Source organism: Streptomyces sp. O3 (assembly GCF_054788135.1).
Map to the genome: position 1 here is coordinate 38,157 of NZ_JBTVYK010000030.1, position 12,840 is coordinate 50,996.

Annotated in this window: 12 protein-coding genes; 9 read left to right on the forward strand and 3 right to left on the reverse strand. The window is 73.5% G+C overall.

Features of this window, described 5'->3' with window-relative positions; all coding sequences use genetic code 11:
• Nucleotides 1-22 precede the first annotated feature (22 nt).
• A complete protein-coding gene (locus tag ACX6XY_RS16965; RefSeq protein WP_460331277.1) occupies nucleotides 23-1,174 on the forward strand; it encodes an NADH-quinone oxidoreductase subunit D in 1,152 nt (383 codons plus the stop codon).
• Here ACX6XY_RS16965 and ACX6XY_RS16970 read toward each other — a convergent pair.
• Nucleotides 1,139-2,305, reverse strand: a complete 1,167-nt coding sequence (locus ACX6XY_RS16970) for an SAM-dependent methyltransferase (protein WP_460331279.1) — start codon at nucleotides 2,303-2,305, stop codon at nucleotides 1,139-1,141. The genes ACX6XY_RS16965 and ACX6XY_RS16970 overlap by 36 nt on opposite strands.
• Before the next feature lie 105 nt (nucleotides 2,306-2,410).
• Between ACX6XY_RS16970 and ACX6XY_RS16975 the strand changes: the two genes are divergently transcribed.
• Nucleotides 2,411-3,613: a sensor histidine kinase gene (locus tag ACX6XY_RS16975; protein WP_460331282.1), complete on the forward strand. Its 1,203-nt coding sequence runs from the start codon at nucleotides 2,411-2,413 to the stop codon at nucleotides 3,611-3,613.
• 35 nt (nucleotides 3,614-3,648) lie between these two features.
• Nucleotides 3,649-4,332, forward strand: a complete 684-nt coding sequence (locus tag ACX6XY_RS16980) for a response regulator transcription factor (RefSeq protein ID WP_460331284.1) — start codon at nucleotides 3,649-3,651, stop codon at nucleotides 4,330-4,332.
• Nucleotides 4,333-4,367: 35 nt separating this feature from the next.
• Here the strand turns inward: ACX6XY_RS16980 and ACX6XY_RS16985 are convergent, their stop codons facing one another.
• Nucleotides 4,368-5,477: a DUF5937 family protein gene (locus ACX6XY_RS16985; protein WP_460331287.1), complete on the reverse strand. Its 1,110-nt coding sequence runs from the start codon at nucleotides 5,475-5,477 to the stop codon at nucleotides 4,368-4,370.
• Between the two features lie 169 nt (nucleotides 5,478-5,646).
• Here ACX6XY_RS16985 and ACX6XY_RS16990 point away from each other — a divergent pair, with 169 nt between their 5' ends.
• Nucleotides 5,647-5,832: a hypothetical protein gene (locus ACX6XY_RS16990; RefSeq protein ID WP_460331290.1), complete on the forward strand. Its 186-nt coding sequence runs from the start codon at nucleotides 5,647-5,649 to the stop codon at nucleotides 5,830-5,832.
• A gap of 19 nt (nucleotides 5,833-5,851) precedes the next feature.
• On the opposite strand, the gene ACX6XY_RS16995 is transcribed toward ACX6XY_RS16990, so the two are convergent.
• Complete coding sequence (locus tag ACX6XY_RS16995) at nucleotides 5,852-7,009, reverse strand: threonine aldolase family protein (protein WP_460331292.1); 1,158 nt, start codon at nucleotides 7,007-7,009, stop codon at nucleotides 5,852-5,854.
• A 197-nt stretch (nucleotides 7,010-7,206) separates the two neighbouring features.
• Here ACX6XY_RS16995 and ACX6XY_RS17000 point away from each other — a divergent pair, with 197 nt between their 5' ends.
• From ACX6XY_RS17000 to ACX6XY_RS17020, 5 genes are all read left to right on the forward strand, one after another.
• Nucleotides 7,207-8,172, forward strand: coding sequence for a Rossmann-like and DUF2520 domain-containing protein (locus ACX6XY_RS17000; protein WP_460331294.1), 966 nt, complete (start codon nucleotides 7,207-7,209; stop codon nucleotides 8,170-8,172).
• The gene (gene panC / locus ACX6XY_RS17005) at nucleotides 8,169-9,161 is read left to right on the forward strand and encodes a pantoate--beta-alanine ligase (protein WP_460331296.1); all 993 of its coding nucleotides are present in this window, start codon (nucleotides 8,169-8,171) and stop codon (nucleotides 9,159-9,161) included. The genes ACX6XY_RS17000 and panC overlap by 4 nt, the downstream gene beginning before the upstream one ends.
• Nucleotides 9,158-10,915, forward strand: a complete 1,758-nt coding sequence (locus ACX6XY_RS17010) for an L-aspartate oxidase (RefSeq protein WP_460331299.1) — start codon at nucleotides 9,158-9,160, stop codon at nucleotides 10,913-10,915. The genes panC and ACX6XY_RS17010 overlap by 4 nt, the downstream gene beginning before the upstream one ends.
• A gap of 83 nt (nucleotides 10,916-10,998) precedes the next feature.
• Nucleotides 10,999-12,000 (forward strand): carboxylating nicotinate-nucleotide diphosphorylase, encoded by a 1,002-nt coding sequence (nadC, locus tag ACX6XY_RS17015; protein WP_460331388.1) that lies wholly within the window; start codon nucleotides 10,999-11,001, stop codon nucleotides 11,998-12,000.
• Nucleotides 12,000-12,806, forward strand: a complete 807-nt coding sequence (locus ACX6XY_RS17020; RefSeq protein WP_460331302.1) for a type III pantothenate kinase — start codon at nucleotides 12,000-12,002, stop codon at nucleotides 12,804-12,806. Before nadC ends, ACX6XY_RS17020 begins: the two co-directional genes overlap by 1 nt.
• Nucleotides 12,807-12,840 lie beyond the last annotated feature (34 nt).

A 12,840-nucleotide genomic window follows, 5' to 3' on the forward strand; every position in this document is an offset into this window, starting at 1 on the left:
CTACGTACGGGACACTGTCCCCATGACGCCCAAGACGGAGACCGTGGTCGGCATCGGCGGTGCGGCGGAGAGCACCGACATGGTGCTCAACATCGGGCCCCAGCATCCCTCTACCCACGGGGTGCTGCGCCTGCGCCTGGTCATCGACGGCGAGCGCGTCCAGCAGGCGGAACCGGTCATTGGCTATATGCACCGCGGCGCGGAGAAGCTGTTCGAGGCCCGCGACTACCGGCAGATCGTGATGCTGGCCAACCGCCACGACTGGCTCTCCGCCTTCTCCAACGAACTCGGTGTGGTGCTCGGCGTCGAGCGGATGCTCGGCATGGAGGTGCCGGAGCGCGCGGTCTGGACGCGGACCCTGCTGGCCGAGCTGAACCGCCTGCTGAACCACCTGATGTTCCTTGGTTCGTACCCGCTGGAACTGGGCGGAATCACCCCGGTCTTCTACGCCTTCCGCGAGCGCGAGGAGCTGCAGGCCGTCATGGAGGAGGTCTCCGGCGGCCGGATGCACTACATGTTCAACCGCGTCGGCGGGCTCAAGGAGGACCTGCCCGCCGGCTGGCTCGGCCGGGTGCGCGACACGGTCGCGTCCGTCCGTTCGCGGATCGATGTGTACGACCGCCTGGTACTCGGCAACGAGATCTTCCGGGCCCGCACCAGAGGCGTCGGCGTCCTGACGCCCGAGGTGGCCCACGCGTACGGTGTGAGCGGCCCCGTCGCCCGCGCCAGCGGCGTGGACTTCGACCTGCGCCGCGACGAGCCCTATCTGGCGTACGGGGAGCTGCGGTCGGTGCTGAAAGTCCCGACCCGCCAGGAGGGCGACTGCCTGGCCCGCTTCGAGTGCCTCCTGGAGCAGAGCCACAACTGCCTCGACCTCGCGGACGCCTGCCTGGACCGCATCGCGGAGCTGCCGCCCGGACCGATCAACCAGCGCCTGCCGAAGGTCCTGAAGGCCCCCGAGGGGCACACCTACACCTGGACCGAGAACCCGCTCGGGATCAACGGCTACTACCTGGTCTCCAAGGGCGAGAAGACCCCCTACCGGCTGAAGCTGCGCTCGGCGTCGTACAACAACATCCAGGCGCTGACGGAACTGCTGCCCGGCACGTTGATCTCCGACATGGTGGCGATCCTGGGCTCACTGTTCTTCGTCGTCGGCGACATCGACAAATAGCCGCCCGGCCGGTACGAGGCCGCCGCCCCCGGTGTCGGCACGGGCGCCCACGGGCTGCACCAGCCACCCGAAGTCCCCGAGCCCGCCCGCCGCGGTGAGCTCGGCGGCCTCGCCCGCGCCGGACAGCTGACGCAGATAGCCCGCGGGATCGCGGGAGGCGAGCGCGAGCGGCGGGCGCGTCCCTCGTACCCCGAGCCCGCGCAGCGCGTCCCGCTGCGTCAGCAGCAGCGGGGCCGCTTCGGCACTCGCCGCACCCGCCGCACTCGCCGCACTCGCAGCACTCGCAGCACCCGCAGCACCCGCAGCCGCGCAGGCGTCCAGGGCCACATGGGCCGTGATGTCGCAGCCGCCGTCCGGGACCGCGCGGCACTCCCGGCCGTCCCGGAAGCCGGTCAGGGTGCCGAAGGCCGGGCGGTCCGCGCGGGTGTGGCCGTAGTCCACGGCGACCGCGACCCCCCGCGCCAGGCGTCCGACGGCCGTCGCCCACGCCACGTCCCGTGGCGCCCCGAGCTCCGCGCGCAGTCCGGGCTCGGCGGCGAGCGGCCACCAGCGCGCCAGCCAGTCCGCGTCCGGGCCGGTCAGCTCGGCCCCGAGCGACTCCGTGCCGTCCGGGTGCACGAGGACGCGACGGATCACCCCGGACGGGTCCGCCTCCGCCACGTCCAGGGGCACGTTGTCGAGCCACTCGTTGGCGAAGAGCAGCCCGGTGACGCCGTCCGGGACGGCGTCGGTCCACTCGATCCGGTCGACCCTGCTGGTCCCGTCGCTCCGGGGACCGTCTTCGGCCAGGTCCGCCGGGCGGGGCGCGCGCTCGACCGCGTACGCCCGCACCCGCGCCGCCACAGCGGCGGGCAGCGCCGCGAGCACTCCGGTGACGAGCTCACCGCGCCCCGCGCCGACGTCCACGAAGTCCAGCCGCGCGGGCCGTCCCAGGGCGGCGTCCACGCGGCACAGCAGCCGGGCGACCGCCCCGGCGAACAGCGGCGAGGCGTGCACCGACGTACGGAAGTGCCCCGCGGGCCCCTCGGGGCGCAGATAGAAGCCCCCCGGCCCGTAGAGCGCGGCCTCGGTGGCCTCCCGCCACCCGAGGCCGGTACCGGTACCGGTTGCGTGCGTCCTGCCGTTCGTCACATCAGCAGGGTAGGACGGCCTCCACCTTGCGGAGTACGCGGCCGGAGCGCGGATCGACCCTGCGGCTGACCCCCGCACGCGCGGCGTGTCCCTACGCTGGGTTACGTGCAGCGCCTCTACGACTTTCTCCGCAGACACCCGACAGCTGTCGACAGCTTCTGGGCTGTCGCCTTGCTGATCGTGGCCGGGAGCAGTCACCTGTACGGCGGGGAGTACGACCACCGGGGCCCGCTCGGCGTCGGGATGCTGGTCATCGTGGCCCTGTGCACCGCCGTCGCGCTGCGCCGCCTGATGCCCGAGAAGATGCTGCTCCTGGTGGCGGCGACGGGTGTCGTCCAGCTGGCCACCGGTGTCGGGGTGATGCCCGCGGACTTCGCGATGCTGGTCGTGATCTACACCGTGGCGTCCAGGGGCGCACCCTGGGCCCGCAGGTTCGCGCTGGCCGGAGGGCTGCTCGCGGCGCCGCTCGCGCAGCTCCGCTGGCCGTCCGCGGGGGACAGCGTCTTCGGGAACATCCTTTTCGCGGGCTTCACGATGGTTCCCTTCGTCCTCGCCTGGGTGCTGGGCGACTCGGTCCGCACCCGCCGCGCGTACTTCGCGGAGATCGAGGAGCGCGCCGCCCGGCTGGAGAAGGAACGCGAGGCACAGTCCAAGATCGCGGTCGCGGCCGAGCGGGCCCGGATCGCCCGCGAGCTGCACGACGTCGTGGCGCACAACGTCTCGGTGATGGTGGTGCAGGCCGACGGCGCCGCCTATGTCCTGGACACCGCCCCCGACCAGGCGAAGCAGGCCCTGGAGACCATCTCGGGCACCGGCCGCCAAGCGCTCGCCGAGATGCGCCGACTCCTCGGAGTGCTGCGCACCGGGGAGCACCAGGAGTCCGGCGAGTACGTCCCGCAGCCCGACGTCGAGCAGATCGACGAGCTGGTCGAGCAGGTACGGGACTCCGGCGTCACGATCGACTTCAAGATCGAGGGGACCCCGCGCCCGCTGCCCAGCGGCGTGGAGCTCACCGCGTACCGCATCGTGCAGGAAGCCCTCACCAACACGCGCAAGCACGGCGGCCCGAACGCGGGCGCCAGCGTCCGCATCGTCTACTTCGACGACGGGCTCGGGCTGCTCGTCGAGGACGACGGCAAGGGCGCGCCGCACGAGCTGTACGAGGACGGCGGCGCCGACGGCGCGGGACACGGCCTGATCGGCATGCGCGAGCGCGTCGGTATGGTCGGCGGCACGCTGGACGCCGGACCGCGGCCGGGCGGCGGTTTCCGGATCAGCGCGCTGCTGCCGCTCAAGCCTGCCCACTGACACCTGTCATCTGTCATCCCCTGGAGGGACCCCGTATGCCGAGTGCGCCGATCAACGTGATGCTCGTCGACGACCAGGCGCTGCTGCGCACCGGCTTCCGGATGGTGCTTGCCGCGCAGCCGGACATGGAGGTGGTCGCCGAGGCGAGCGACGGCGTCGAGGCGCTGGAGAAGCTGCGCGCCACGGCGGTCGACGTGGTCCTGATGGACGTACGGATGCCGAAGCTGGACGGGGTCGAGACGACCAGCCGGATCTGCGCCCAGGACGACCCGCCCAAGGTGCTGATCCTGACCACGTTCGACCTGGACGAGTACGCCTTCTCCGGGCTGAAGGCGGGGGCGTCCGGCTTCATGCTCAAGGATGTGCCGCCGGGCGAATTGCTGGCCGCGATCCGCGCGGTGCACAGCGGTGACGCGGTGGTGGCGCCGTCCACGACGCGGCGGCTGCTCGACCGGTTCTCGCCGATGCTGCCGTCCACCGCGGCCCAGCCGCAGCACAAGGGGCTGGAGCGGCTCACCGACCGCGAGCGCGAGGTGATGGTGCTGGTCGCCCAGGGCCTGTCGAACGGCGAGATCGCGGCCCGGCTGGTGCTCTCGGAGGCCACGGTGAAGACGCATGTGGGCCGCATCCTCACCAAGCTGGGGCTGCGCGACCGGGTGCAGGTGGTCGTGCTCGCCTACGAGACGGGCCTGGTACGGGCCGGAGGCGGCGCGGGCTGACCCCTCGGCCACGGCCACGGCCTCGACCACACGCCCTAGCGCAGCACCCCCTCGATGAAGTCGCTGCCGAGCCGGGCCACCGTGCTCAGGTCCAGCTGGTGCAGGACGTAGCGCCCGCGCCGCTCCGATGTGAGCAGTCCGGCCTTCTTGAGTACGGCCAGGTGCCGGGATATCTCGGGCGCGCTCATCCCGAGCGCGTCCGCCAGCTCGCCGGTGGTGTGCGGGCCGCGGGCCAGATAGCGGCAGAGCCGCATCCGCGCGGGGTGCGCCAGGGCCTCCATGCGCCGGGTCAGCTGTCGTACCGAGGAGCGGGCGGACAGCGCGGGGGCGGCGACCGGGTAGTGGATCACCGGCTGCCAGGCATACCGGTGCAGCACCATCAGATGCGGCGCGCCGAGGCTGGTCGGCACGAGCAGCAGGCCGCCGCCCGCGGTGCGAGTGTGGCCGTCGGCGAGCTTGTCGACGGTGATGGTGCCGTTCCCCTCGTCCAGGGCGACGGCCTGGGAGGTCGCGGCCAGGGCCTCGCCGAGCCCCCGGCGCCTGAGCAGTTCGTTCTTGTGCCGGGCGTCGGCGGCGAGCTCCGGGCCGAGGCGGGCCCAGGTGTCCGCGAAGAACGCCTCGTCGCAGTCCTCCATCAGCTCCCGGAACCAGCGGCGGACGACGGGCGGGTCGTCGAGCAGCCGCCGGGTGAAGTTGACCTGCTGCGGGCCGCGGGTGGCGGACAGGTCCAGGGCGCGCTGCCGGGTGGCCGGGTCGGTCAGCGGCTCCGGGTGCGAGGGCAGGCCGTACGTCGGCTGGCAGGTGAACTCCAGGGCCGCGTCCACGAACTGGTTGTCGCTCAGCTTGTCCAGCTGGTCCAGGTCTTCGCCGAGCGTGCCGCCGGGCAGCGCGGCCCCGCCCGGTATCCCGGCGAACGGCAGGAAGACGTCCGAGAACGAGCTGCGCCACAGGAACTCCGCCTCACAGAGCCGGTCGGCGAGGCAGGGGTTCAGCCGGGCGGCGGTGGCGGTCGCCCAGCCCTGCAGCCCCGGATGGTGTCCGGGTTCGGTCAGCGCGTGCAGCGCCATGCCCAGTTCGCTCAGCGGCGAGGGCAGGGCGGTGACCCGCTCGGGCGGGAGGCCGGAGATGTCGATGGTCACGCTCACGTCCCCATGGTGCACCTCGGGTCTGACAGCGGTCGCACCGATTGACGGCTCTCATCAATCGGCGTGACCAGGGGGGTGCGCCGGGCGGAGTCTCGATGCGTCGGCGTCGCCGCGGCACAGCCCGCGCCGCCGCCGCGCATCCCGCCGCACACACGTCGAGAGGACCGTCATGAGCATCGCCGCCCAGTACGCGCTGGACTCCTACCGCGCCCTCCAGCACGGCGAACCCCACCTGCCCGCGCCGGGCAGCTACGACCGGCGCCTGCTCGATGAGCTGCGCGACGCGCCACGAGTGGCCGTCCCCCGACGCCACGGGGGCCGCATCGCCCGGCTGTTCACGCGCCGCGCCGCGTGAGCCCGCCCGAGCCCTGTCGTTACGCGCTCCCGGTCGCCCGTTCCACCCGCTGGACGAAGTCCGCGACCGCGGCCCGGACGTCGTCGGCGGTCCACTCCAGGCCCTCTCCGGTCACCGAGACCTCGGTCACGGACAGTCCGGGACCGGCCGTGTCCCAGTACCGGAAGAGCGCGGTCTTCGTCTCCTCGGCCTGGCTGACCGCCGCCTCGTTCAGCACCTCCGGCGGGTACGGCAGCCACAGCTGGAACTCGTGGGTGTGCGGCACCTCCGGGTGCACCCGGCCCCACGGCACCCCCGCCGCCGCGAACCCCTCCCGCAGCGCGTCGGCGACCACGCGCGCGTGGGCGACGTACTCCGGTAGCCGGGGCAGTTCCCGCTCCAGCCCCAGCAGCGCCGACAGCGCGGTCGGGAACTGCCGGAACACCTGCCCGCCGTACCGGTGCCGCCAGGCCCGCGCCTCGTCGACCAGCGTCTCGGGACCGGCCAGTGCCGCCCCGCCGAGCCCTTGCAGCGACTTGTAGAACGACACGTACACGCTGTCCGCGAGCGCGGCGATCTCGTCCAGCGGCCGCCCGAAGTGCGGGGTGCACTCCCACAGCCGCGCGCCGTCGAAGTGCACCACGGCGTCCCGTTCGCGCGCCGCCTGAACCGTGTCGGTCAGCTCCTCCCAGGTAGGCAGCACGAACCCGGCGTCCCTGAGCGGCAGCTCCAGCATCAGTGCCCCGAAGGGCTCGCCGAAGTCGCGTATCTCGTCCGCCGTGGGCAGCCGGGGCTCGCGCGTGGGATGCACCGTCCGCAGTCCGCCCACCGCGCCGAGCGCGCCGCGCTCGTGCTGTTCGGGGTGCGCGAGCGGATGCAGCGCGACCGTGCTGTTCCCGGTGCGCCCGGCCCAGCAGCGCAGGGCGACCTGCTGCGCCATGGTCCCGGTGGGGAAGAACGCGGCAGCTTCCTTGCCGAGCAGCCCGGCCACCCGGCGTTCCAGCTCCTCGACGACCCCGTCGCCGTAGACGTCCGCTGACTGCTCCAGGTCATACACGCTGGACGCGCCCTCGACCAGCGCCGCCAGCCGATCCCCGATGGAGGCACCGGCGGTCCCCGGCATCGAAAACTTCCGCGTCGCCCCCCGCAGCGCGGCGCGCCGCCGTTCCCGTTCTCCTGCCATGTCTTCCCCCGCCATGTCTTCTCCCCGATGCACCCGTCTCGGTCGTCCACAGATCCTCTCGCACACCCGTCCGCTCGCCCACACCCTGTGGATAAGTCGTGCGCCCGAGGACGGGCCTGTGGACAGCCCGAGCCTCGCCGGAGCACCTCGCGTTAGCATGACGAGAAATCGTCCGGTACCCCGAGCGGACTGGAACGGAAGGCCGTCGACGCGTGAACGCACCCCAGCAACCAGGTCCCCCACCGGGGCACTCGCAGGACCCGAAGGACCCACAGGACCGCCCTGCCCGGCTCACCGTCGGCGTCGTGGGCGCGGGCAGGGTCGGGCCCGCGCTCGCGGCGTCCCTGAAGCTCGCGGGGCACCGCCCGGTCGCCGCCTCCGGAGTGTCCGAGGCCTCCGTGCGCCGGGCCGCCGTGCTGCTGCCCGGTGTGCCGCTGGTGCCGCCCGCCGAGGTCTTCGCCCGTGCCGACCTCGTCCTGCTCACGGTGCCGGACGACACCCTGCCGGGGCTCGTCGAAGGCCTGGCCGAAACCGGCGCCGTGCGTCCGGGACAGCTGGTGGCGCACACCTCCGGGCGGTACGGCGCCAGGGTGCTCGACCCGGTGCTGCGGTCCGGCGGGCTGCCGCTCGCCCTGCACCCCGCCATGACGTTCACCGGCACCCCCGTGGACGTTCAGCGGCTGGCTGGCTGCTCGTTCGGCGTGACCGCGCCCGACGAGCTGCGGCTCGCCGCCGAGGCGCTGGTCATCGAGATGGGCGGCGAGCCCGAGTGGATCGAGGAGGCCGCCCGCCCGCTCTACCACGCGGCTCTCGCGCTCGGTGCGAACCACCTGGTCACCCTGGTCGCCGAGGCCATGGACCTGCTCCACAAGGCGGGCGTCGAGGCCCCGGACCGAATGCTCGGCCCGCTGCTCGGCGCCGCGCTCGACAACGCGCTGCGCTCCGGCGACGGCGCGCTCACCGGACCCGTCGCGCGCGGGGACGCGGGCACCGTCGCCGCCCATGTCGCGCAGCTGCGCGAGCACGCGCCCGGCACGGTCGCCGGATACCTGGCCATGGCCCGCGCCACCGCCGACCGCGCGCTCGCGCACGGCCTGCTCAAGCCGGAGCTCGCCGAGGACCTGCTGGGCGTCCTGGCGCACGAGGGTCAGGGCGGCACCGAGGGAGGCGCCCGATGACCACGTTGACGCACACCGCGGCCGACCTCGGCCGCCACGCGTGCGGAGCGGGCCGCCGGGCCGTCGTGATGACCATGGGCGCGCTGCACGAGGGCCACGCGACCCTGGTGCGGCAGGCCCGCGAGCTGGTCGGCCCGCGGGGCCAGGTCGTGGTCACCGTCTTCGTCAACCCGCTCCAGTTCGGCGCGGGCGAGGACCTGGACCGCTACCCGCGCACCCTGGACGCCGACCTCAAGATCGCCGAACAGTCCGGCGCCGACCTGGTGTTCGCTCCCTCCGTCGACGAGGTCTACCCCGGCGGTGAGCCGCAGGTCCGGATCACCGCGGGCCCCATGGGCGAGCTGCTCGAAGGCCGTACCCGGCCGGGACACTTCGACGGCATGCTCACCGTCGTGGCCAAACTGCTGCACCTCACCGCGCCCGACGTCGCGCTGTACGGGCAGAAGGACGCCCAGCAGCTGGCCCTGATCCGCCGCATGGCGCGCGACCTGAACTTCCCGGTGGAGATCCTCGGCGTACCGACCGTGCGCGAGGCGGACGGCCTGGCCCTGTCCAGCCGTAACCGCTACCTCTCACCGGCCGAGCGGCGCACCGCGCTCGCCCTGTCCGCCGCGCTGTTCGCCGGGCGTGACCGGCTCGCGGCCCAGCAGGCCCTGCACGCGCGCGCGGTGGCGACGCCCGCGCCGCGTGAGCGCGCGGCCGGTCTGAGCGCCCTGGGCGAGGCCCGCGCCGCCGCCGACGCGCACGCGGTGGCGCAGGCCGCGCTCGGCGTACCGGCCGCGGTGCGCGCGGCCGCCAGGTCCGTACTGGACGACGCGGCGGCCGCGCAGCCGCCCCTGGCCCTGGACTACCTGGCCCTGGTCGACCCGGCGGACTTCACCGAAGTCCCGGACGACTTCACCGGCGACGCGGTACTCGCCGTCGCCGCACGGGTCGGCACGACCCGCCTGATCGACAACCTCCCCCTCACCTTCGGAGCCGCTTCATGACCCCCGTGAACGGCGCCAGCGGCGTCAACGGCACCGGAGGCGGCACCGGAGGCGGCACCGGAATACGGCTGCACGCCCCGGCCCCCAGCTGGGCCATCGAGGCCGACGTGGTCGTCGTCGGTTCCGGCGTGGCGGGCCTCACGGCCGCACTGCGCTGCGCGACGGCGGGTCTGCGGACCGTCGTCGTCACCAAAGCCCGCCTGGACGACGGCTCGACCCGCTGGGCGCAGGGCGGCATCGCGGCCGCGCTCGGCGACGGCGACACGCCCGAGCAGCACCTGGACGACACCCTGGTGGCGGGCGCGGGGGTCTGCGACGAGGAGGCGGTACGGCTCCTGGTCACCGAAGGTCCGGACGCGGTACGCCGACTCATCGCCACCGGCGCGCACTTCGACACCTCGGACTCCGGGGAGATCGAACTCACCCGCGAGGGCGGCCACCACCGCCGCCGCATCGCCCACGCGGGCGGCGACGCGACCGGCGCGGAGATCTCCCGCGCCCTGGTCGAGGCGGTACGCGCGCGTGGCATCCGCACGATCGAGAACGCCTTGGTGCTCGACCTGCTGACGGACGCCGGAGGCCACGCCGCCGGGGTCAGCCTGCACGTCATGGGCGAGGGCCAGCACGACGGCGTCGGCGCGGTGCACGCGCCCTCGGTGGTGCTCGCGACCGGCGGCATGGGCCAGGTCTTCTCGGCCACCACCAACCCGGCGGTCTCCACGGGCGACGGCGTGGCCCTCGCGCTGCGCGCCGGGGCCGAGGTCAGCGACCTGGAGTTCGTGCAGTTCCACCCCACCGTGCTGTTCCTCGGCCCGGACGTGGAGGGCCAGCAGCCGCTGGTCTCCGAGGCGGTACGCGGCGAGGGCGCGCACCTGGTCGACGCCGACGGCACTCGCTTCATGCTGGGCCAGCACGAACTGGCCGAACTGGCGCCCCGCGACATCGTCGCCAAGGCCATCACGCGCCGCATGGCCGAGCAGGGCGCCGAGCACATGTACCTGGACGCGCGGCACTTCGGCGCCGATATGTGGGCCACCCGCTTCCCCACGATCCTCGCCGCCTGCCGCGCCCACGGCATCGACCCGGTGACCGAGCCCATCCCGGTCGCCCCGGCCGCCCACTACGCGTCCGGCGGCGTGCGCACCGACCGGCTGGGCCGCACCACGGTCGCGGGACTGTACGCCTGCGGTGAGGTCGCCTGCACCGGTGTGCACGGCGCGAACCGGCTGGCCTCCAACTCCCTCCTGGAGGGGTTGGTCTACGCCGAGCGGATCGCGCACGACATCGCCGCCCACACGCGCGTGGGCGGCGACGCCCCCAGGCCGGTCATCACTCCGGCACCCGAGCGGCCCGCCCACCCGCTGCTCCCCGCCGAGGCCCGCCTCACCATCCAGCGGATCATGACCACCGGCGCCGGAGTGCTGCGCTCGGCCGAGAGCCTCGACGCGGCCGCCGCCGAACTGCGGCGGATCCACACCGAGGCGCGTGGCGAGCTCGTCGAGAACGGCAAGACCGCGGAGCCCGGCACCGACACCTGGGAGACCACAAACCTGCTCTGCGTCGCGCGCGTACTCGTCGCAGCGGCCCAGCGCCGCGCGGAGACCCGCGGTTGTCACTGGCGCGAGGACTACGCGGAGCGCGACGACACGGCCTGGCGGCGGCACATCGTCGTCACGCTGAACCCGGACCGCACCCTCGCCGTACGCACCACCGACTCGCCCGATTTCCCTCCCACCAGGCCCCAGGAGCAGTGACCGAAGTGAGCGCCCCCAGCTCGTCAGACACCCCAGACACCCCAGGCACCCCAGGCACCTCTGGCACCTCTGACACCCCAGGCATCCCCGACAGCTCCGGGCTCCCGCTCGCCCAGGACGCGGGCGGCTGCGGTGACGCCTGCGGCTGCGCGGCGGACGACGGCCTCGACGACGGGGCGGGCGACCCCATGGAGTGCGGTCTCGACCCCTCCCTGGCCGGGCTGCTCGCCGACGCCGGACTCGACCCGGTCGAGGTCGAGGACATCGCCCATATGGCGATCGCCGAGGACCTGGCGGGCGGCGTGGACGTGACCAGCGTCGCCACCATCTCCGAGGACGCCGTCGCCACCGGCGACTTCACGGCCCGCGAGAGCGGCGTCGTCGCGGGCCTGCGCGTTGCCGAGGCGGTCCTCTCGGTGGCCTGCGCCGAGGAGTTCGAGGTCGAGCGGCACGTCGAGGACGGCGACCGGGTCGTGGCCGGTCAGAAGCTGATCTCGGTCACCGCCCGCACCCGCGACCTGCTCACCGGCGAGCGCAGCGCGCTGAACATCCTGTGCCGCCTCTCCGGCATCGCGACCGCCACGCGCGCGTGGGCGGACGTACTCGACGGCACTCGGGCCAAGGTCCGCGACACCCGCAAGACCACCCCCGGACTGCGCTCCCTGGAGAAGTACGCGGTGCGCTGCGGCGGCGGGGTCAACCACCGTATGGCCCTCTCCGACGCCGCCCTGGTCAAGGACAACCACGTGGTCGCCGCGGGCGGCGTGGCGGCCGCCTTCAAGGCCGTACGGGAGCGGTTCCCCGACGTGCCGATCGAGGTCGAGGTCGACACGCTCGACCAGCTCCGCGAGGTCCTGGACGCGGGCGCCGACCTGGTCCTCCTGGACAACCTCACCCCCGAGGAGACGGCCGAAGCGGTCGCCGTCACCCAGGGGCGCGCCCTGCTGGAGTCCTCCGGGCGGCTCACCCTCGACACCGCGCGCGCGTACGCCGAGACCGGCGTCGACTACCTCGCGGTGGGCGGGCTCACCCATTCGGCGCCGATCCTCGACATCGGCCTCGACCTGCGTGAGGCGAACGTCTGATGCTGCTCACTATCGACGTCGGCAACACCCACACCGTCCTCGGCCTGTTCGACGGCGAGGAGATCGTCGAGCACTGGCGCATCTCCACGGACGCCCGCCGTACCGCGGACGAACTGGCCGTCCTGCTCAACGGCCTGATGGGCATGCACCCGCTGCTCGGCGTGGAGCTGGGCGACGGCATCGACGGCATCGCGATCTGCGCCACCGTGCCGTCCGTCCTGCACGAGCTGCGCGAGGTCACCCGCCGCTACTACGGCGACGTGCCCGCCGTCCTGGTGGAGCCCGGCGTGAAGACCGGCGTCCCGATCCTGATGGACAACCCCAAGGAGGTCGGCGCCGACCGCATCATCAACGCGGTCGGCGCGGTCGAGCTGTACGGCGGCCCGGCGATCGTCGTCGACTTCGGCACGGCGACCACCTTCGACGCGGTCAGCGCGCGCGGCGAGTACGCGGGTGGCGCGATCGCCCCCGGCATCGAGATCTCCGTCGAGGCGCTCGGCGTCAAGGGCGCCCAGCTCCGCAAGATCGAACTGGCCCGCCCGCGCAGCGTGATCGGCAAGAACACCGTCGAAGCCATGCAGTCCGGCATCCTGTACGGCTTCGCGGGCCAGGTCGACGGAGTCGTCAGCCGGATGGCGCGCGAGCTCGTCGGCTCCGCGGGCGACCCCGACGACGTGACGGTGATCGCCACCGGCGGCCTGGCCCCCATGGTGCTCGGCGAGTCCGCGCTCATCGACGAACACGAGCCCTGGCTCACCCTGATCGGCCTCCGCCTGGTCTACGAACGCAACGTCGCCCGAGGCTAGGGTCTGTCCTCAAACTCCCGCCCGCCGGGCGACG

Bases quoted from the DNA above. Each gene is read 5' to 3' on its own strand.
- ACX6XY_RS16965 (WP_460331277.1), top strand. From the start codon at position 23: ATGACGCCCAAGACGGAGACCGTGGTCGGCATCGGCGGTGCGGCGGAG.
- ACX6XY_RS16980 (WP_460331284.1), top strand. From the start codon at position 3,649: ATGCCGAGTGCGCCGATCAACGTGATGCTCGTCGACGACCAGGCGCTG.
- ACX6XY_RS16990 (WP_460331290.1), top strand. From the start codon at position 5,647: ATGAGCATCGCCGCCCAGTACGCGCTGGACTCCTACCGCGCCCTCCAG.
- ACX6XY_RS16995 (WP_460331292.1), bottom strand. From the start codon at position 7,009: ATGGCGGGGGAAGACATGGCAGGAGAACGGGAACGGCGGCGCGCCGCG.
- panC (WP_460331296.1), top strand. From the start codon at position 8,169: ATGACCACGTTGACGCACACCGCGGCCGACCTCGGCCGCCACGCGTGC.
- ACX6XY_RS17010 (WP_460331299.1), top strand. From the start codon at position 9,158: ATGACCCCCGTGAACGGCGCCAGCGGCGTCAACGGCACCGGAGGCGGC.
- ACX6XY_RS17020 (WP_460331302.1), top strand. From the start codon at position 12,000: ATGCTGCTCACTATCGACGTCGGCAACACCCACACCGTCCTCGGCCTG.